The sequence below is a fragment of the Pantoea cypripedii genome (genome assembly GCF_002095535.1).
GTDB classification, from domain to species: domain Bacteria; phylum Pseudomonadota; class Gammaproteobacteria; order Enterobacterales; family Enterobacteriaceae; genus Pantoea; species Pantoea cypripedii.
Genome location: NZ_MLJI01000002.1, coordinates 605251 through 624604, shown reverse-complemented (window position 1 = coordinate 624604; position 19354 = coordinate 605251). Strand labels below are relative to the sequence as shown.

At 52.2% G+C, this 19354-nt stretch carries 17 protein-coding genes and 1 pseudogene; 13 read left to right on the top strand and 5 right to left on the bottom strand.

Going from position 1 to position 19354, the window contains the following annotated elements; translation table 11 throughout:
- Positions 1 to 13: 13 nt before the first annotated feature.
- Together HA50_RS24095 and HA50_RS24090 are read left to right on the top strand one after the other, a co-directional pair.
- The gene (locus tag HA50_RS24095; protein ID WP_084879332.1) at positions 14 to 1279 is read left to right on the top strand and encodes an MSMEG_0569 family flavin-dependent oxidoreductase; all 1266 of its coding nucleotides are present in this window, start codon (positions 14 to 16) and stop codon (positions 1277 to 1279) included.
- Positions 1260 to 2930: an AMP-binding protein gene (locus HA50_RS24090; RefSeq protein ID WP_084879331.1), complete on the top strand. Its 1671-nt coding sequence runs from the start codon at positions 1260 to 1262 to the stop codon at positions 2928 to 2930. The genes HA50_RS24095 and HA50_RS24090 overlap by 20 nt, the downstream gene beginning before the upstream one ends.
- A 22-nt stretch (positions 2931 to 2952) precedes the next feature.
- Here HA50_RS24090 and HA50_RS24085 read toward each other — a convergent pair whose 3' ends face one another.
- Positions 2953 to 4467: a phosphoethanolamine transferase gene (locus tag HA50_RS24085; protein ID WP_158087437.1), complete on the bottom strand. Its 1515-nt coding sequence runs from the start codon at positions 4465 to 4467 to the stop codon at positions 2953 to 2955.
- Positions 4468 to 4661: 194 nt separating this feature from the next.
- Entirely contained in the window at positions 4662 to 5240 is a 579-nt protein-coding gene (locus HA50_RS24080; RefSeq protein ID WP_084880205.1) for a helix-turn-helix domain-containing protein, read from the bottom strand.
- A 63-nt stretch (positions 5241 to 5303) separates the two neighbouring features.
- On the opposite strand from HA50_RS24080, the gene HA50_RS24075 reads away from it, so the two are divergent.
- Positions 5304 to 5813: a GNAT family N-acetyltransferase gene (locus tag HA50_RS24075; RefSeq protein WP_084879329.1), complete on the top strand. Its 510-nt coding sequence runs from the start codon at positions 5304 to 5306 to the stop codon at positions 5811 to 5813.
- A 45-nt stretch (positions 5814 to 5858) separates the two neighbouring features.
- Here the strand turns inward: HA50_RS24075 and HA50_RS24070 are convergent.
- A pseudogene (locus HA50_RS24070) lies at positions 5859 to 6307 on the bottom strand (DMT family transporter).
- Between the two features lie 211 nt (positions 6308 to 6518).
- On the opposite strand from HA50_RS24070, the gene HA50_RS24065 reads away from it, so the two are divergent.
- The 5 genes from HA50_RS24065 to HA50_RS24045 all read left to right on the top strand — a co-directional run bounded on the left by HA50_RS24065 (position 6519) and on the right by HA50_RS24045 (position 12175).
- Complete coding sequence (locus tag HA50_RS24065; protein WP_084879328.1) at positions 6519 to 7436, top strand: LysR family transcriptional regulator; 918 nt, start codon at positions 6519 to 6521, stop codon at positions 7434 to 7436.
- 238 nt (positions 7437 to 7674) lie between these two features.
- The gene (locus tag HA50_RS24060) at positions 7675 to 8004 is read left to right on the top strand and encodes a DUF485 domain-containing protein (RefSeq protein WP_084879327.1); all 330 of its coding nucleotides are present in this window, start codon (positions 7675 to 7677) and stop codon (positions 8002 to 8004) included.
- Positions 8001 to 9806 carry a solute symporter family protein gene (locus HA50_RS24055; RefSeq protein WP_084879326.1) on the top strand — a complete coding sequence of 602 codons (1806 nt, stop codon included), beginning with the start codon at positions 8001 to 8003 and terminating at the stop codon, positions 9804 to 9806. Before HA50_RS24060 ends, HA50_RS24055 begins: the two co-directional genes overlap by 4 nt.
- A gap of 46 nt (positions 9807 to 9852) precedes the next feature.
- A complete protein-coding gene (locus HA50_RS24050; RefSeq protein WP_084879325.1) occupies positions 9853 to 10872 on the top strand; it encodes a carbon-nitrogen hydrolase family protein in 1020 nt (339 codons plus the stop codon).
- Positions 10873 to 11053: 181 nt separating this feature from the next.
- Positions 11054 to 12175, top strand: a complete 1122-nt coding sequence (locus tag HA50_RS24045) for a glycosyltransferase family 9 protein (protein WP_084879324.1) — start codon at positions 11054 to 11056, stop codon at positions 12173 to 12175.
- On the opposite strand, the gene HA50_RS24040 is transcribed toward HA50_RS24045, so the two are convergent.
- Complete coding sequence (locus HA50_RS24040; protein WP_084879323.1) at positions 12172 to 12891, bottom strand: SDR family oxidoreductase; 720 nt, start codon at positions 12889 to 12891, stop codon at positions 12172 to 12174. The genes HA50_RS24045 and HA50_RS24040 overlap by 4 nt on opposite strands.
- A gap of 141 nt (positions 12892 to 13032) precedes the next feature.
- Here HA50_RS24040 and HA50_RS24035 point away from each other — a divergent pair, with 141 nt between their 5' ends.
- Together HA50_RS24035 and HA50_RS24030 are read left to right on the top strand one after the other, a co-directional pair.
- Positions 13033 to 13929 carry a LysR family transcriptional regulator gene (locus HA50_RS24035; RefSeq protein WP_084879322.1) on the top strand — a complete coding sequence of 299 codons (897 nt, stop codon included), beginning with the start codon at positions 13033 to 13035 and terminating at the stop codon, positions 13927 to 13929.
- 121 nt (positions 13930 to 14050) lie between these two features.
- On the top strand, positions 14051 to 14536 hold the full coding sequence (locus HA50_RS24030; RefSeq protein ID WP_084879321.1) for a helix-turn-helix domain-containing protein: 486 nt from the start codon (positions 14051 to 14053) through the stop codon (positions 14534 to 14536).
- Positions 14537 to 14538: 2 nt separating this feature from the next.
- Here the strand turns inward: HA50_RS24030 and HA50_RS24025 are convergent, their stop codons facing one another.
- A complete protein-coding gene (locus HA50_RS24025) occupies positions 14539 to 15549 on the bottom strand; it encodes a LacI family DNA-binding transcriptional regulator (RefSeq protein WP_084879320.1) in 1011 nt (336 codons plus the stop codon).
- Between the two features lie 396 nt (positions 15550 to 15945).
- Here HA50_RS24025 and HA50_RS24020 point away from each other — a divergent pair, with 396 nt between their 5' ends.
- The 3 genes from HA50_RS24020 to HA50_RS24010 all read left to right on the top strand — a co-directional run bounded on the left by HA50_RS24020 (position 15946) and on the right by HA50_RS24010 (position 19351).
- Complete coding sequence (locus HA50_RS24020) at positions 15946 to 17025, top strand: S-methyl thiohydantoin desulfurase domain-containing protein (RefSeq protein ID WP_084879319.1); 1080 nt, start codon at positions 15946 to 15948, stop codon at positions 17023 to 17025.
- An 11-nt stretch (positions 17026 to 17036) separates the two neighbouring features.
- Positions 17037 to 17639: a glutathione S-transferase family protein gene (locus HA50_RS24015; protein WP_084879318.1), complete on the top strand. Its 603-nt coding sequence runs from the start codon at positions 17037 to 17039 to the stop codon at positions 17637 to 17639.
- Positions 17640 to 17719: 80 nt separating this feature from the next.
- A complete protein-coding gene (locus HA50_RS24010; protein ID WP_084879317.1) occupies positions 17720 to 19351 on the top strand; it encodes a urocanate hydratase in 1632 nt (543 codons plus the stop codon).
- Positions 19352 to 19354 lie beyond the last annotated feature (3 nt).

The following is a 19354-nucleotide window of genomic DNA, read 5'->3' as shown; positions in this document are numbered from 1 at the left end:
AAGCGAGATTACGATGAACAACAATCATTATCCTGTCGTCATTATTGGCGGCGGGCAGGCGGGTCTCGCCATGAGCTGGAACCTGACGCAAAAAAACATCCGTCATATGGTGCTGGAACGCCACCAGCTGGCCTGGGCATGGCGCGAACAACGCTGGGACAACTTCTGCCTGGTGACGCCTAACTGGCAATGTAAGTTGCCCGGTTTTCCCTATGACGGCGACGATCCGCATGGCTTTATGCTGCGCGATGAAATCATCGATTATGTTGCCCGCTACGCCCGTAGCTTTAATGCGCCTGTGCGTGAAGGGGTTAACGTGTTGCGCGTAGAGAAAACGCCACAGGGTTTTCAGTTGCTGACCTCTGCCGGGGTTTTCACCGCTGACCAGGTGGTGATCGCGGTGGGCAATTATCATCGCCCGCGCTTTCCGGGGATCGCCGCCCAACTGCCAGAAAACATCATGCAGGTGCATTCCGCCGACTATAAATCGGCGCAGCAATTGCCCGCCGGGGAGGTGCTGGTGGTGGGATCGGCGCAGTCCGGCGCACAAATCGCCGAAGACCTGCATCTTGCCGGTCGTCGTGTACACCTGTGCGTGGGCAGCGCACCGCGCGTGGCGCGTTTTTACCGTGGTCGTGACGTGGTGGACTGGCTGGATGATATGGGTCATTACCGCCTCACGATTGACGATCATCCGCTCGGTGAAGATGCACGACGCAAGACCAACCACTATGTCACGGGTCGTGATGGCGGGCGCGATATCGATCTACGCGCCTTTGCGTTGCAGGGCATGCAGCTATATGGTCGCCTGCTGGGATACCGCGACGGAAAATTGCTCACTGCCGATGACCTGAAGGCTAACCTCGACGGCGCTGACGCCACTTCGCAGAAAATCAAAGACAGCATTGATGTCTGGATCGCTGAGCAGGGTATCGACGCACCCACTGAAGCGCGCTACCAGCCGTTGTGGCAACCGGAAGAGGCTGCCACGCATATCGACCTGACCAACATTGCCGCCATTATCTGGGCGGTGGGATTCCATACCGATTTCAGCTGGATCGACGCACCGGCATTCAATGATAAAGGCTATCCACGCCATACTCGCGGCGTTTCGGTTCAGCCGGGGCTGTATTTCCTTGGGTTGCCGTGGCTGTGGACCTGGGGATCGGGCCGTTTTGAAGGCGTGGGTGAAGACGCCGCCTGGCTGGCGGAGGCGATTGAGCAGCATCACCAGCATCAGGGCGCTGCGGAGGCGGTCTATGTCAATGATCACCGTTGAGGATACTGCGTTCTGGCAGCGGGAAGCACAGCGTCTTGACTGGCAGCAAGACTTTAGCGCGCTGGTTGCAAACATTGATGGCGGGCCGCGCTGTCGCTGGTTCCCCGGCGGGAAAACCAATCTGAGCTTTAACGCGCTCGATCGCCATCTGGCGACCCGAGGGGATCATTGCGCCATTATCCATCGCGATTACCTTGGGCAGACCCATCAGCTCAGCTACCGTGAGCTGTGGCAGCAGGTTAACGCCCTGAGCAGCCTGCTAGCCAGCTGGGGGATTCGCCAGGGAGATCGCGTGCTGATTACATTACCGATGACGCCGATGGCTGCCGTCGCCATGCTGGCCTGCGCCCGGCTTGGGGCGGTGCATGTGGTGGTGTATTCCGCCAGTACCAGCGAAGCGCTGGCGCAGCGCATCCATGCTTGTCAACCTGCGCTGTTGATCCACAGCAGTGAGAAGCGCAGCCGTGAGAGCCTGCCCTCCATCGCTGCATCCACCGCCACCTTACGCGTGGCGGATATCCTGAGTGTGGATTTTCACCGTGAGCTGGCGCAGCATCAGGGGCGTGTGTTGCCCTGTGTCTGGGTAGAGTCGTCTCAACCTTCACATTTGCTGTTTACCTCCGGCACCACGGGCGCGCCAAAAGGCATCGTGCGCGATATCGGTGGCTATGCGGTGGCGCTGCTGGCTAGCCTGCATCACCTGTTTCAGATACAGGATGACGAGATTTTCTTTACCACGGCGGATGTGGGCTGGGTCACCGGGCATAGCTACGGCGTTTATGCACCGTTGCTGGCGGGGATCACCAGCGTGATGTGTGAAGCCAGCCCGGCGAATGCCCCCGGAGAAAGCTGGTGGCAAATGGTGGCGGAACTGGGCATCACCCGTATGTTAACCATCGCAGGTGCGATCCGCATGGCGCGTCAGCAGGGGACGCCGCGTGCCAGCCTGGCGACGCTGCGATCCCTCTATCTGGCCGGTGAACCGCTGGACAGTGCCACCCACGATTGGGTGAGCACCGGGATGCGGGTGCCGTGTGAAAACCACTACTGGCAGACCGAATCTGGCTGGCCATTACTGGCCGGTGCGGGCAGCGGCCTGACGCCAGTATTTAGCCGCTCAGTCGCGATCGTAGATCCGGCAAGTGGCGCATTATGTCCTGCCGGTGAAGCGGGGATGCTGGTGATCAACGGCACGCTCGGTCCGGGTGGCATGTCAACGCTCTGGCAGGATGATACCCAGCATGATCAACGCTACTGGCTACAGCGGGAGGGGCGCTGGAGTTACGCCACCCATGATTGCGCCCTATGGGTGGGCGATAAGATCGTGATTCAGGGACGGATGGATGACGTGATTAACATCGGCGGCAAGCGTCTGGCAACAGCGGAAGTGGAAAATGCGCTGGCGGGTCTGGATGGCATCGTTGAAGTGGTGGCTGCCCGCACCCCACATCACCTGCTGGGTGAAATGGTGGCGCTTTTTGTTGTCACCGATGGCTTGAATGCACAACAAGAGGCGGCGCTGAAGCAGCAAATACGCGAACGCCTGGTCAGCCACTGTGGCCGCTACGCATTGCCGCGCAAAATTCACTTCCGCCGCTCGCTGCCTAAGACCTTTTCAGGGAAGTTTTTGCGTCGGGTGCTGAGTGCGTGAGGGGTAAAGCAATCCGCGGACTCTATTTGATAATGTCATTATTTTTCAATTCATTATAAGGAATCAGGTTGTTTCCATTAAACACCGTTCTCTGCTGATCGGCGACTTGCGCAGGTGAGCGTGCTGGTATCAGCTCACTATTGATGCCGGTCAGCCATGAGAACAGCGCCATAAAATATCTGGCGCTGATGGGGGTGCTATCAATCAGATGCTTTTTATTATCACTGGTGAGAATAAAGAACGGGACATTGTAATTTTGCTGTGCGTCAGAGCCATGACGTACCGGGCGAACGCTGTTATCAATGGACATGCCGTGGTCGGAGAAATAGATCAGCGCGTATGATTCACCGCTGTGCTCAAGAATGTCATGGGCGCGCTGAATAAAAGTATCCAGCTTCTGCAGAGTAGCGAGATAGCAATTGAAGCCCTCCTGCTGGCTGATATGCAGATTAACCGGATAGCCATTTAAGCGTGAGCAGGTATCGGGATGAGAGCCGATCATATGAAGAAATACCGCGTTATCGCTGCTATGGTTTTCGTTGACGATACTGTGCAAATGCTCCAACAGGGCCATATCATCCGTATCGTTCTCATCAAAATCTCCTTTCTTAAAGAAAACCTGATGATTAGCTTTGTTGCCAATGATCGTTGCAGGTGTGTCGAAGGTGGCGAGAAAACCCTGATTAGAGACCCAAAATGTATTGAAACCGGCCCTATTCGCCAGGGCGACAATATTATTGTTTTCCTGCGTTTTCACCCCGTCACTGAGTGCGAGCGTGCGAGGCAATGACAGGTAGGTATTAGGTGCAGTGGAAATATAGTCAGTAAAAAACAGACCCGGAGCCGTATTCAACCACGGCGTGGTGTTATGTTGATAACCATAAACGGATAAATAATCCCGCGCGACACTCTCGCCAATAATCACAATCACATTCTTGTATTTTCCGCTATGGCTGAGGATAGGGAAATCATCTGGAATTGAATTGGATGATCTTAACTTTTTCAACTCCAGACTGGCCTTGTACACGGAGGTGATAACTTGCGTTGTCATCCGGTTTGGAAAGGAATTGATATTAACTATGACGAAAAGAATTAAATAGATTGCCTGATGTTTTTTGCCAAAGTCGCTACCGTAAATAATAAATAGCAACAGTGAGGTGATTGCCATAACAAACAGCAACCAGGCGGTAAAGCTCACCCCTTGCAGGAACTCCCGACTTTCACCTGGATTGGTCTGCAATGCTGATACTACATAAGGGTAGCTGATTCGCCCAAAGTTGTAACCTACTGGAATATAGAGAGAAAGAAGCAGCAGCATTAAACCTGAAAAGTAGAAAGTCAGCGGGTTCTTTCTGGCAATTAAAAGTATGATGAACGTTAATGCAACGTTACCCACACCGGCGTATCCCGTGCCAACGGGAATGGCGACCGCGGCGAGTGCTGCCGGAATAATCCATTTTAATGCTGACTTAATCGTCACTGAGTTTTCTTTTAATCTCAGTGGTTGTTGAGAAATATCTACTCTATTTTCAGCCATAACACTTTTCCTGGAGGGTAAATACCAGCGCATCTTTCAAAAGCTGCGCAAAGTACATCAATCCGGGAAAGGATTAAATGACGGGGAATTGAGATATTCCTGAATATCCAGGGTGGTCGGATGACGCACCCTTAAAAAAACACCTGCAATAAGGCTATAAGTGTTTTATCAGCAGGGGCTTCAATCGTATAAAGTCATGAAGATTTCAGTACCACCACGGCATAAAAGCAGGGCTTTGTCGTGGCATTTTTGAAAACACAATCGGTAGGATCCCCCAGTTCCAGGCAATCACCCTTATGCATCTCAAAAAGGGTACTGCCTTCCTGAAAGGTGAGGGTACCTTCAAGCACCCAGATCAGCTGACGGCGTGACAGGTAAGATATCGCGGGCATGGGAACGGCAACGCCCGCGGGGAGTTCCACGCTTACCAGGTCAACGGGGATTTGTCCGGGTGAGACATGGCGTCTGATGTAACCGGTTTCCGGATCTTGCCAGACCGCCTGTTGATCGTGTCTGACCAGCGTGCCGGTCTGAACCTCGCTCAGCGCTATCAGCTGGGACATACTCATATCAAAAGCACCCGCCAGACGCGCCAGCAGGGTTGCGGTAGGGCTGCTCTCGCCGCGTTCAATTTTATGGATCATTGCCCGGGATACGCCCGAGTTTTCAGCCAGATCTGTCAGAGACCAGACGCGTTTTTCCCTTTCGGCCTTAATTTTTTGTCCGATCCGCTTGTTAACGTCATCTTCTTTACTGGACATCTTATCTAACATAATGGATAAATAGGATAGTGAACGATACATCTACTTTAGTGACAGAGAAACGAGGTGTCCACCATGAAGATTCGAACCGCAAATGAAGGTGATGCAGCAATGATCGCCGACATTTATAACGACGCCGTGCTTAATACCACGGCTATCTGGAATGAAAAATCCGTAGATTTACCCAACAGAATGAAATGGATACGCGATCGTCAGGATGCGGGCTTTCCGGTACTGGTTGCGGTTGATGAGGACGGAAAGGTTCTTGGCTATGCATCTTATGGCGACTGGCGTCCGTGGGATGGTTACCGCCATACGGTGGAACACTCCGTTTATGTCCACAAAGAGGCACGCGGGAAAGGTGCAGGGGTGGCACTGATGGTTGAACTTATTCAGCTGGCGACAGAACAGGGCAAACATGTGATGGTGGCCGGTATCGAATCCGGCAATGAAGCCTCAATTGCCCTGCATAAAAAACTGGGTTTCACTGAAGCAGGCCGGATGAGTGAGGTAGGTGCCAAATTTGGGCGCTGGCTCGATCTCACCTTTCTCCAGCTGCGTCTGGATGACAGAACCCATCCCTGAGGCTAAATGGCACCGGGAAGTGCCATAGTAAAATATCAGACAGCTTCAGAACCTGCGCGAAGCGACCAGAAACGCACCGGCTATCAGCAGCAATGCACCGAGCAGCGCGGGTGCGTTTTTACTCAAATTATCAGCGCCACTGAGGTAAATATCATAACCGAGACCCGCGACCAACTGGCTGGCAACCAGAACGGCGATGGTGCGGGATGCTCCGAGGTTCTGATATCCCGTGATACCGGCAAAAACAAAAAAGAACCCAGGATGCCTGGCAAAAGCACCCAGGGGCGCAGCGTTTGCAGCAGCTCACTAAAACCTGAGGAGCCTGATTTTCCTGCCAGCAGGCTTAGCAACAGAATTAGACCCACAGCAGAATTGATCACCAGCGCAATCAGGACAGAAGAGGCGGAGTGAGATATTTTTGCCATCAAAGAATTCTGAATAACCAGCGCGACTCCGCCCGCGACCAGCAATACGAATGTGATAATGGATGTCATGGGGGTTACCTGTGGTGCATCATTGATCTTTGTATCATATAGTAAACTAATTTCCATTATAGTATATGAAAAAGTTAAGATGCAGCCTGATATCAAAGTGACGAGCGGGCTGGCATTAGAAATGACCCAACAACCACTTCGCAGCGGTAATCTCAGCTGATACTTTTATCAACATGCTGAATTCACACCAGACACTAGCCTGAGAAACCCGATGCAACCTTCAATGCCCAACTGGAATGATCTGCGAATATTTCTGGAAGTTTATCGTTGTGGCAGCCTGTCTGCGGCGGCACGTCAGTTGCGTATCGACGTTTCCACTGTGTCACGTCATATCGCCAGCCTTGAAAAGTCGCTGGCTGCCCCGGTATTTCAGCGGCTGCCAGCTGGACTGAAAGCCACCACCAAAGGACGCGAAATTCTTTCCTTTATAGAATCGATGGAATCCCACTCGCTGGCGATGATGCAGACGGATAAAGCGGGTGTCAGCCATTTGCCCGCCGGGGAAATCAGGATTGGCACCATGGAAGGGATAGCGTCGTTCTACCTGGCCGGGAAGATCGGTAAATTTAATGAAAAATACCCCAATATTATGGTGGAGTTATTAACTTCCTCGCATCAGGTGCATGTGAACCGTCGCGAAGCCGATCTTTTTCTTAGTTTTTATCCCTATGACGGTAAAGGACTGGATATTCTTCCGGTGGGTAAGTTCAGGCTCTATCTGTATGCCCATAATGATTACCTGCAAAAATACGGTGCTCCTGCGAATATCAGTGAGTTGCGCAGTCATAAATTTATCAGTTATATCAGCGACCTGATTCAGCTGGATACCGTGCGCTGGCTGGATGAGGCGATTATTAATCCGGATATTATCTTTAGTTCCAGCAGCCTGGTTGCGCAAATGTTTGCCGCCGCCAGCGGGACAGGCATTGCCATGCTGCCGGAATTTATGCAGGCGGAGCGATTTGGACTAAAACCCCTGCTCAGGGAGTCGGTTGAAGTGAGCCGTGTGGTATGGCTTTCGGTCCATAGCGAACTGCGTTATTTGCCAAAGATGAAAGCTATCATCGCATTTTTGCTGGAGGCGTTCGGCAATGATTATCCGAACGATCCTGGCATTCGCTTAAAATGATGTCATTGCACTGACAAAGTGCAAAGGCTGAGCGTGCCATTTAAATATAAAAACCAGTAATATCAATGTGATGGTTTTGTATCGAACCTCCATGCGAGCGTCACATCTTATCAGCTGACCCCAATTCCTTTTATTGGTGCAATACCGCCCTTGCAAAAATGCAAGGGCAAGTGCTAAATCGCCAGTTTCTCGTGGTTATCCCTTTTGTTAGGATTTTCGGACAGACGGGGGAATCACAATGAACAATGAAACAGAGACAGCAGAACAAAGCATTAATAAGATATATTCTTCGGGGGAGTTTAAATCACACGTAAGAAACAAAGGTTTGATAATAACCTTTCTGGTGCTAGTCACCTTTATTTTCTTCTTTTCATTACCACTGCTGAACTCGCTATTTCCGGCAGTGATGAAATACCAGATTGCCGGTTCATTTAATATCGGGCTGTTATGGGTCATCCTCCAGTACCCATTGGGTGCTGCGGTTGCATGGTGCTACGCAAAAAAAATGGGGCGCTATGACGACCCGAAATGGATCACACATTATCTGGCGCGTGGTAAAGCGAAATGAAAACGAAATATCTGTTAGCTGCAACCATACTGACTCTTTTTTCTGCCACGGCAAATGCCGCCGACACCATGGTTGGGCAGGGTCACAAATATATGACCTTTACCATTTTTACCCTGTTGTTCCTGGCATCACTCTCTATCACCTGGATTGCCTCACGTAAAAACAGTTCTGCCGGAGATTTTTACACCGCCGGTGGTCAGATTGGGCCGTTACAGAACGGGCTGGCCATTGCCGGGGATTATCTCTCCGCAGCCGCCTTTCTGGGGGTATCCGGGCTAATCGCACTTTATGGTTTTGATGGTGTTAATTACCTGATTGGCTTTTTCGTCGCCTTTATTCCGGTGTTGTTACTGGTTGCCGAACCATGCCGCAACCTCGGACGTTACACGCTGGGTGATGTGCTGGCCTGGCGTAATGGTTTCCGCGCCACTAAGTTTGTCGCGGCGGTATCGAGTGTCATCGTGGCGCTGTTTTATATGGTGCCGCAGATCGTCGGGGGCGCGGTGATCGTCAGGGCGCTGATTGGCATCCCCTATGAAGTGTCAGTGATCGCGGTTGGCATGCTGATGCTGATTTATGTCGCGTTTGGTGGCATGCGTGCGACGACGGCGGTGCAGGTGACTAAAGCCGTATTGTTGATCTCCTGCTGCTTTATCCTGGTGGTGCTGTCCTGGTTACCCTTTGGCTTTAATGGTCTGGCGTTCCTCAACACCCTGACCGCCGATCATCGCCTGCAACAATACGTGATATCGCTGGTTAACGATCCTTCGTTCACGCCGCAGGAGGCAGGACAACGCTTTCTGGAGGCCGGGCTTTACCTGAAAAAACCGCTTGAGCAGGTTTCTCTCGGACTGGCCCTGCTGCTGGGTACCGCAGCCATGCCGCATGTGCTGATGCGCTTCTTCGCCGTGCGTAATTCTACCGATGCCAGAAAGTCTGTGCTGTGGAGCATGTTGTTTATCGGTGTTTGCCACCTGTTCATTATCGTCATTGGCTTTGCCTGCGCACATTACCTCGGTGCGGATGCGGTAAAAGCAGCGGATAAAGGTGGCAACCTGGCGGCCCCGTTACTCGCGCAGTATCTGGGGGGCGGCGCTGAAAGTTTTGCGGGCAACTTCCTGCTGGCACTGGTTGCCGCTATCTCGTTCGCCACTATCGTTGCTGTTGTCGCCGGGTTAACGCTGGCTGCTGCCTCGGCGATGGCACATGACGTCTATGTCGGCGCGATTAAGAACGGCGTTGCGACCGAACGGCAGCAGGTTGCCGCAGCGAAAATTGCCACATTACTGATGGCGGTGGTGGCGGTTATTGCCGGAATCGAAGCCAAAGGACAAAACGTGGCGCACCTCGTCGGTCTGGGTTATGCAGTGGCGGCTTCAGCCAACCTGCCAGCCCTGGTGATGTCGCTTTACTGGAAGCGCTGCAATACCGCGGGGGTGATCGCCGGGATCGTCGGCGGCACCGTGCTGGCTATCGTTATGGTGATGGTTTCACCCTCAATGACCTATCCGCTCCATCAGCGCGCGATGCTGGAAGGCCAGCTAAAAACATTGACTGCGGAACAGGCAAATGCGCCGTCACGTCAGGCACTGCAAGCGCAGATCAACGCTATCCCGGATGACGCCACCAGCATTGTGGGTCTGAAAGCCCCGCTGATTGAACTTAGCAACCCTGGCATTGTGTCAGTGCCTGTTGGCTTCCTACTGGTGATTGTCTTCTCTCTGCTGTTCCGTGACGAACGCGCCGAGCGTTTGTGGCCGGAACTGGCGGTTCGCAGGGAACTGGGACCGCAGCTGAAATGAACTCCCGGCCGTGAATAAATCCGGCCGCATAAATAAGGACTGAATGATGTTTTTACCTCAAGTGAAAGTGGCTGCCGTGCATGCTGCGCCGGTTTATATGAATGCCCAGGCCACTCTGGAGAAGGCGCTGGCCTACATCGCGGAAGCCAGCCGCAACGGTGCCGAGCTGGTGGTGTTTCCAGAATCCTTCATTCCTGGATTTCCGGTGTGGGCGGCGCTGTGGGGACCGATCCATAACCACCGCTGGTTTGAGAAAATGGCAGAAAACAGCCTGCTGATTGATGGCCCTGAAATTAAGGCACTGTGCAGTGCGGCTGCCCGTCACGATATTCTGGTCTGCATGGGATTCAGTGAGCGCAGTCCGGTCAGCGTGGGCTGTCTGTGGAACTCGTCGGTACTGATCGATCAGAGCGGGCAGATTATTAACCATCACCGCAAACTGGTGCCGACTTTCTATGAAAAAATGGTCTGGGCGCCGGGGGATGGTGCCGGTCTGAAAGTGTGCGAAACCCGCATCGGCCGCGTCGGCGGATTGATCTGCGGCGAAAATACCAATCCTCTGGCGCGTTATTCATTGATGGCGCAGGGAGAGCAGATTCACATTTCGCAGTGGCCTTCTATCTGGCCGACTAAGCGGCCTGCTGCCGGAGGGAATTTTGATAACCTGGCAGCCAACCGCATCCGTGCCGGGGCGCATTCATTTGAAGCAAAATGCTTTGGCATTATGAGTGCGTCAGTGATGAATGATGAAATGAAAAACATGCTGATTGACTGCGACAGCTCGGTCGCGGACATTCTGGAAAATACCCCGCAGGCCGCGACCATGTTTGTTGACCCGACAGGCACACCGATCGGCGACACGCTGCAACATGAAGAGGGTATTGCCTGGGCCACCTTTGATCTGAAGAAGATCATCGAAGTGAAGCAACTGCATGATGTGGTGGGTTATTACAATCGTTTTGATGTTTTTAACCTCGATGTTAATCGACGCCGCCTGGTTCCGGCGACGTTCTCCGGCGACGACGTTCAGCCCGAAGCAGAACATAATGTGGCGGAGCAGCAATAAATACTCCGCCAACTGAGCAGGGGCCAGGGACGGCTCTCTCTGCTGATTAAATAATATTCCTGCCAACTCCTTCCTTTCCTGGTTTTTGATCTTTTTATTGTCAGGAAACCGTAAAACCAATTCCGCTATGCAACCATCACCAAACGCCAATGTCTTCATGGAGGCATGATAATGTGTTTCTATGGTGAGCAATGTGAAGAATAAAAAGATACTGGTGATCTGTCGGGATAATATTGGTGATAGTTTGCTTGCAACGCCTTTAATAAAACAACTGTCCAGGAGCAACGAGGGAAGAATAGATATTCTGACCAACAGTTACGCATCGCCGATATTTGATGGGAATCCGTATATCGGGAAAGTGTGGATATACAGTAAAACTAAACACTGTCAAAACAGGTTCTCTGCGTTAAAGTCGTTATGGGACAGGGCACGGCTTTGCCTGGCGTTAAACCGGGAAAAATATGATTGTGTGGTGATTGCGAAATCACTTTGGGATAAGCATTCGCTGAAGTGGGCCAAAATTATTCGTGCAAAGGAGATCGTTGCTTTCGGCAATGACCGCCATCCACGCATCACCAAACTGTTGCCAGTGCAGGACAGCAAACTCCACGTAGCAGAGGTGTTTTTTAATCTGGCTAAAGGGGTTTATGCTGATGCGCAGGAGCCTGAAGAGCTTGATATTTATCCGAAAACGGAACTGGTTGATCACTATCGACGTGTGATAAATAACCAGGACAATCAGATGTTGATTGCGATACAAATCAGCTCACGCAAGAAATGCCAGCGATGGCCGCTGGAGAGTTTTATTTCGCTGGTGAAGAAAATAGCTGACAGAACGCCCTTTCGTATTGTTTTGCTGTGGTCGCCCGGCGAAGAAAGTTCGCTGACACATCCTGGCGATAATATTAAAGCGGAAATGATCACCTCCGCCTGTAAGGATGTTAATTTAACACCGGTCTATACCGATTCGTTAGAAGATCTTAAAGCGGTGCTGGCGAATTGCCATGCGATGGTCAGCAGTGATGGCGGGGCGGTACATATTGGTGCAGCAAGCGGATTACCGGTGGTGGCGATGTACGGTAATAGCGATCCGGCAAACTGGCATCCGTGGAAAGTACCGCATTGTATTCTTCAGGGTATTGACAATAATGTCAGTAATATTACGTCTGAACAGGTGTTTACGTCGCTAATATCATTATTACCCGTTATCCCTGAGCTAAAGAATTATACCAGCCCGGAAAGACAATCGCTTTCCGGACCGGAATTTATGGCGACAGAAAAATTCCAGAGGAGTGGGGTTTAGGCAATTGCACCGCCACCGTCAACCAGCACCGTCGAGCCAGTGGCATACGGGGTAGAAGCAAGATAGAAAATCGCGTTGGCGATATCTTCCGGCTGCCCCATGACACGCGCTGGCAATGTTGCGGCAGTGTCTTCATACATCTTCTGACGATCCGCCTCGGGTAAGCCTTCCCATAACGGTGTGGCGATCATGCCGGGTGAAACGGTATTAACGCGAACTTTTTGCGCAGCCAGTTCCAGCGCGAGGCCACGGCCTAACGACTCGATGGCCGCGTTGATGGCACCCTGTAATACCCACTGACCCGGACGAACACTCAGGAAGCCAGAAATAAAGGTCAGTGAACCGCGTTCATTGATGGATACTGCCCGCGCCACGCGATAGGCACCCCAGAATTTACTGTCCATCGCGCTGTAGGCATCGGATAAGGCCAACTCTCGCACCAGACCGCCCGGCGTTTGTGCCGCACTGACCACCACATGATCAAAACTACCCGCCTGGGCAAAATATTTTTCGACAGCGGCGTCATCAGTGAAATCAAGGGCGGCGGTGTGTACGCCGCTGCCAATGCGTTGCGCCACAGCATTCAGCTTATCCAGACTACGCGAAGCGATAACCACCTCGGCACCCGCTTCAGCAAAAGCTTTTGCTGCCGCAGCGCCGATCCCTGAACTTCCACCAACGACGAGTACACGTTTACCTGCGAAGGAATGTGACATGAGAATGCTCCTGTGATGTTAACTGACGCGATAACACAACGCGCTCAGGACGATAAATACAGTGTAGACAGGGATGCTATCATTGGTTTAATCAATGATAATCAGTGCAGAAAATAATTAACTATTCGTGGATTAAGAATAATGGATCAACTCAGCCTGTTTCGTCTGTTTATCGCCATTGCTGAGCGCGGCAGCCTGGTGGCGGCCTCACGGGCCCTGGCCATCGCTCCCTCGGTGGCAACGCTGGGCCTGCAACGTCTCGAAGAGATGCTCGGCGTGGTGCTGGTTATTCGTACTACGCGTCGCTTATCCCTGACGCCGGAAGGGGAGCGTTTTCTGGCAGATTGCCGCCGCATCCTGACGGATATTGAGGAGGCGGTCGATGCATTATCCGATCGCGGACCATTACGCGGGGAGATTCGGCTGACGGCGACCAATGACTTTGGCCGTAATACCCTGGCACCCCTGATCGATACCTTTATGCAGAGCAACCCGGAAGTCCGTATTGCGCTGTATCTCAGTGACTCGGTGATTGATCTCGCCGAAAGTGGTTATGACATTGGCTTACGCTTAGGATCGTTCGGCAAATCGCGCGCTGACAGGCAGCTATTGATCGCCGGTACGCGCCAGGTGTGTGCATCCCCTGCATACTGGCGAAAGGCGGGTCAGCCGCAGCATCCGGCGGAGCTGGAACAGCATAATTGCATGGTGCTGGCTCGCCCGGATGCTCCGCAATCGATTTGGTACTTCCGCGATGATGACAGGGAATTCGGTGTGCGGGTCAGCGGCGATCGTACCGCCAACGAAGGGGCGACATTGCGCAGCTGGGCCATTGCGGGAGCCGGGGTTATTCTCAAATCCAGCATTGATATTATTGATGACGTTGCACAGGGGCGATTAGTCCCGGTGCTAAGTGGCTTTGAACTGGCTGAGGGTCATGACTACAACCTGTATGCCATTACGCCTGCTGGCCGTCGCCAGTCGCGTCGTGTTAAGGCACTGGTCGATTTTCTGCGGGAGCAGCTTGCGACACCTTAACCCGCGGAGATTGACTGAACCTGGATGCGGACTTATTTTTATCTTGAAAGTAATCGATTACAAAATAATAATATCCGACATCTACCCCACGCTGACATCCCACAACAGGAACCCGTGATCCATGAACCCGGCAACGCTCAATAGCCATCCCGACACTGACCTGCAGTTCCGCAATGTTGTGGTGGATATGGTTGACTGGATTGAGAAAAACCTCGGTGCAGATCTGCAACTGAGAAGGGTGACGAAGAAAAGCGGCTATTCCCACTGGCATTTTCAACGCCGCTTTACCGAGATCAGTGGCTGGAAGCTGGGGGAGTACATCAGGGCACGCCGCCTGGTGAATGCCGCTTATGATCTTGCTTTCACCAGCAAAAGCCTGGCTGAGATTAGCGTTGAGTATGGCTTCAAAAGCCAGAATTCTTTTTCCAGAACCTTTATTCGGTTGCTACGCATTAAGCCCAGCGTGGTGCGTAAAGACTTTGCCGGCCATAGCGATGCATTGTGCCAACTGACCTTCCACCTGCTGCCATGCGGGGACTGGTATCGCCAGGATGATTTGCTGTTACTGTGCGGCGAGCGGGAAAAACAGCCCGCGATGGCGGGCTGAGTCTAGTCTGATTCGCGCACAATCAGCCTTGCTTGCTGCAAATGTTGAAAATCTGCTTCTCCAGGCTGAAAGATACGTCGGCTAAAAAAGATACCCAGTTGCTTACCATTCTCTTTAGGAAAGGGATCCATGGTGGTGAGTGGTGGGCTGGAGTAGGTTGCGCCAGGCGTATTACCGTAACCAATCAGGCTAATGTCTTTGCCGGGTTGCAGCCCCAAAAGACGGCACGCTGCCATGGCGCCGATAGCGATATCATCCGTTGCGCAGACAATAGCGGTGGGGATGGGCTGCACTTTAAGCAGGCGACTGGCCAGCACATAACCGTCCATCTCGGTCAGCCCCCCGACCATTTGCCACTCGTTACGATAGAGAAGCTGATGATCCAGTAAACACTGCTTGTAACCCTCGTGGCGTAAGCGGGCATAGTTGAATTCAGCCGACGTATTGATAAACGCAATATGCTTATGGCCGCGGGCAATTTGTCGCGCGGTAGCCTGATAGAACGCATCGAAATGATCGACATCCACCCATGCATGCGGGGTTGAGGATTGCGTCCTGCCAAAGGTAATAAAGGAGACATTTTGTTGCTGGGCAAACTTCACGCGCAGGTCATTCACCCGCGTCCGCAATATCAGAATGGCGTCGACCAGTTTTTGCTGCACCATGTCCTGATAGCCACGGACATCGTCATCACTTTCGTTGCTGTGCTGATTGGTGATGAGCAATTTCAGGCCAGAAGCCTGTAATTCAAAAACCAGCGCCCCCAGCATGGAGGAGTAAAATGGCTCAACCAGCATGCCATTAACCAGTGGCGGCGGCAGGACCACACCGATCATATTGGTTTTGCCGCCTTTAAGCCTTCTGGCAACCGGATTAGGGATATAGCCTAATTCGATGGCCCGCTGCATAACGCGTTGCCGGGTATCATAAGCCACATCGCTATAGCCATTCAGCGCCCGCGATACCGTTGACGTTGATAACTTTAGGTCTTTGGCCAGTTCCGAAAGTGACATACATGTTCCCTGAAATCGCTGTCTGAACGAAAAGTGATTTAGCTTACCCGGTCAAGCGCTTGTCTTAAATCATTTAGAATATCCCCGCCCCGGTAACTTTCATTATTATCTCCTTTAGAGAGGCAATAAGGGAAGCATTTGAACATTAGATGTAATGCATCTCAATGGAATCTTCAATCCCTGCCTCTTTTATTCTCTTTAGCCAATATTTAAAAGTATGCCCAGAATGGTGCGATGCGTGGTGCGCGCGCACTATTTTTGTGCACAAAAGGACGGATTACGATTAATAAATGGCAATCAAAAACGGTTTTGTTAACTGGCATCTGACTTGCAACGAACAAGGAAATATATTTATAAAGATATATTAAATTAAAACACGACTACGGTGGTTGATACATGAGAGAGTTAAGTTTAAAAGATGTTGAGCCTGCAATGTATGGTGGGTTATTGCTCTCGTCGGGGGGAAGTGGCGTTAATAATTCTCTGGAGAAACACGATCTCGCGGCTGAAGTGGCACTGGGTCTGAATATTGTTAAGCTGGCGGAATTGGATGAAATCGATCCTGAAGGTTATGTATTAATTTCCACCTCAGTAGGTGCACCAGGATTTGCCCAACCAGAACTGGTGTTAAAAGATCATATTACCGCCGCCGAAAATCTGATTGAAAAACTCGGACGCAAACCTGCCGGTGTGATGTGTGGTCATGTCCCCGGATTTAATGGCTGGCTGGTGGCTGCGGCCCTGGACCTGCCCTATATTGACGCGGCTGCCAATGGCCGTGGGCATCCAACCGTGAAAATGGGTGGAATGGGGTTGGCTTCAAGGCCGGATATCTCAATTGTTCAGGTTGCGCAGGCAGGTTTTGCCTCATCCGGTTCAAAAATTGCCGTCGTCGCTGAAGGGAATTTGATCAAAACCTCCCAGGTGATGCGCCATTGCGCCACCATCAGTGGTGGGCTGGTGGCCTCAGCGAGAGGCCCTTACCAGGCTGATTTTATTCGTGAAAATGGGGCCGCCGGGGCCATATCGTTCCAGATTGAACTCGGCAAGGCGATGTTATCCGCCCCCCAGGGATTGGCCCGCGCCAGTGCTGCCGCCGCATTTATGGGGGGAGAAGTCATTCTGACCGGCAAAGTGATAAAAAACGATGTGGTCTATCAGGATGGTTTCGACATTGGTTTTGTCACCCTAACCGATGGCACTGAGACCCTGCGTCTTGGGGTTTACAATGAATATATGACGGCCGAAAAAGACGATGCTCGTCTGGCGACTTTCCCAGACATGATAGGTTCTGTCGATGCAGTAACCGGAGACCCGATTGCCATTTCAACCATGAAAGCGGGCCAGGAAGTCAGCATTATTATTGCGCATCATTCCGCCTTCCCGCTGGGCAAAGGTGCTCTGGACCCGGTGGTATTTGCAGAGATCGAGCAAGGGCTTGGGCTGGAACTGTACTCATATATAAACACGAAATAACAGGACGTATTATGATTAAGTTGTATGACAGCAAACTTTCCGGCAATGCATGGAAAATTAGATTGATGTTGAATTTTTTGCAAATCCCCTACACCAGGGAAACCTTAAATCTGGCGGAAGGTAAACATAAAGAAGAAGCCTTCAAAAAAAGAAACCCATTTGCCCGTATTCCGGTGGTTGAACTTGCCGATGGGCGTCATCTTAATGAGTCAAATGCTATCCTGCTTTATTTTGCCGAAGGTTCGTCATTGCTGCCTGCCGATCCGGTGATGCGATGCAAAATTAATGCGTGGTTGTTCTTTGAACAGGCGGATTTATTGCGCTTCCTGGCCTACCCACGTTTTTATACCATGACCAACCAGCGTGAAAAGTTTGCCGATATTATTGCGCATTATATGGAGTTGGGAAAAGTCGCCCTTACCCATGTTAATCAGGCGCTGGAAAAAAGTAGCTGGATCGCCGGGGAAAGTTTAAGTGTGGCCGATTTCAGCCTTTATCCTTATATCTCGATGGCGGAAGAGGGCGGATATACCTTGGCGGAATGGCCAGCTATTCAACGCTGGATCGGCAATTTCAAAGATATTCCCGGTTATGAAAATCTGGTGAATGCCTGATTATTATTTCTTTCGCTAACCGGTGGGCTGCACGACGTTGCTGCCGGGGTTAATGTTTCCGAACATGCAGGATCATAATTATGTCTCGTCACATCACTGCCCAGCGGGGTAGCGAACTGCGCTGTAAAGGATGGCGTCAGGAAGCCATTCTCAGAATGCTGGAAAATAATCTGGAAAATGCCGAGAACCCGGACCAGCTGGTGATTTATATGGCCTGGGCAAAAGCCGCACGCGACTGGACCAGTTTCGATCACACGGTTGCGGCATTAAAACGGCTGGAAACCGATCAGACGCTGGTGATGCAATCCGGCAAGCCAGTCGGCATTTTCTCTTCACAAAACACCACGCCAGTGGTCCTGATGGCAAATGGCAATGTTGTCGGTGGCTGGGCTGGCGATGATGAGTATCGCGCGCTGGAACGGGCAGGGTTGACGATCATGCCGGGCATGACGGCGGCAGCCTGGCAGTACATTGGCAGCCAGGGCATTTTGCAGGGCACCTATGAAACCTTTATGTCCGCAGCGCGCCAGCATTTCTCTGGCAGCCTGGCGGGTCGGCTGATTGTCACGGGCGGATGCGGTGGCATGAGTGGCGCGCAACCCCTTGCCGGGCAACTGGCCGGGGCCGCAACGTTGGTGGTGGAAGTAGACGCGAGAAAAATTCAGCGCCGCCTCGACAGTGGTTACTGCCAGGTGCTGACCTATGAGCTGGATGAAGCGCTGGCCCTGTGCGCCGAAGCGCAGTCTGCCGGTAAAGGGATTTCCGTTGGTTTAGTCGGGAATATCGCCGAAGTCCTGAGCATCCTGGTTGAGCGCAATCTGACACCGGACATTGTGACTGACCAGACCATCGCCGACCCGGTCAACGGCTATTTCCCGCTGGGGGTGACGCCCGAAGAGGTTGCCCGCCTGCGTCAGACTGATGCGGAAAAATTAAAGGCATTGTCGTATGCCACACTCAACCAGCATGTTTCCGCCATGCTGACGTTGCAGTCGCGTGGTGCCATTGTTTTTGAATATGGTAACAACCTGCGCAAATACGCCAGCGAAGCGGGCGTCAGCGCCGCCTTTGACATCCATTCTTTTATTGAACTGTTTATTCGCCCCCTGTTTTGCCAGGGCATCGGTCCATTCCGCTGGATCGCGGTAAGCGGCAATCCCCAGGACATCTATAAGATTGATGAGTTGGTGCTTGAGCTGTTCCCGGAAAATCAGCGCATCGTTGACTGGATAAAAACCGCCAAAGAACATGTGCAGTTCACTGGCCTGCCCGCGCGTATTGGCTGGATGGGGTACGGTGAACGCAAAAAGCTGGCGCTGGCGGTGAACCAGCTGGTGGCGGCGGGTGAAATTGGGCCGATCGCTTTTACCCGTGATCATCTCGATTCAGGTTCTGCCACTTTACCGCATCGTGAAACGGAAAATATGGCGGACGGTTCCGACGCGATTGCTGACTGGCCGATTCTCAATGCTCTGCTCAACTGTGGTTCAGGTGCCGATCTGGTGGCCGTGCACTCTTTAGGCAACTGGGGGGTATCTGCCGGGGTCACTACCGTGGCAACGGGCGATGAAGAGTCTGCCGGGCGTTTAGCCCGCGTGATGGATAACGATACCAGTATCGGGATCCTGCGCCATGCCAGCGCCGGTTATGAGACAGCGGTTGATCTCGCTATCGAATCCGGGCTGGGTATTCCGGCACAGCTCAGGGGCTGATAT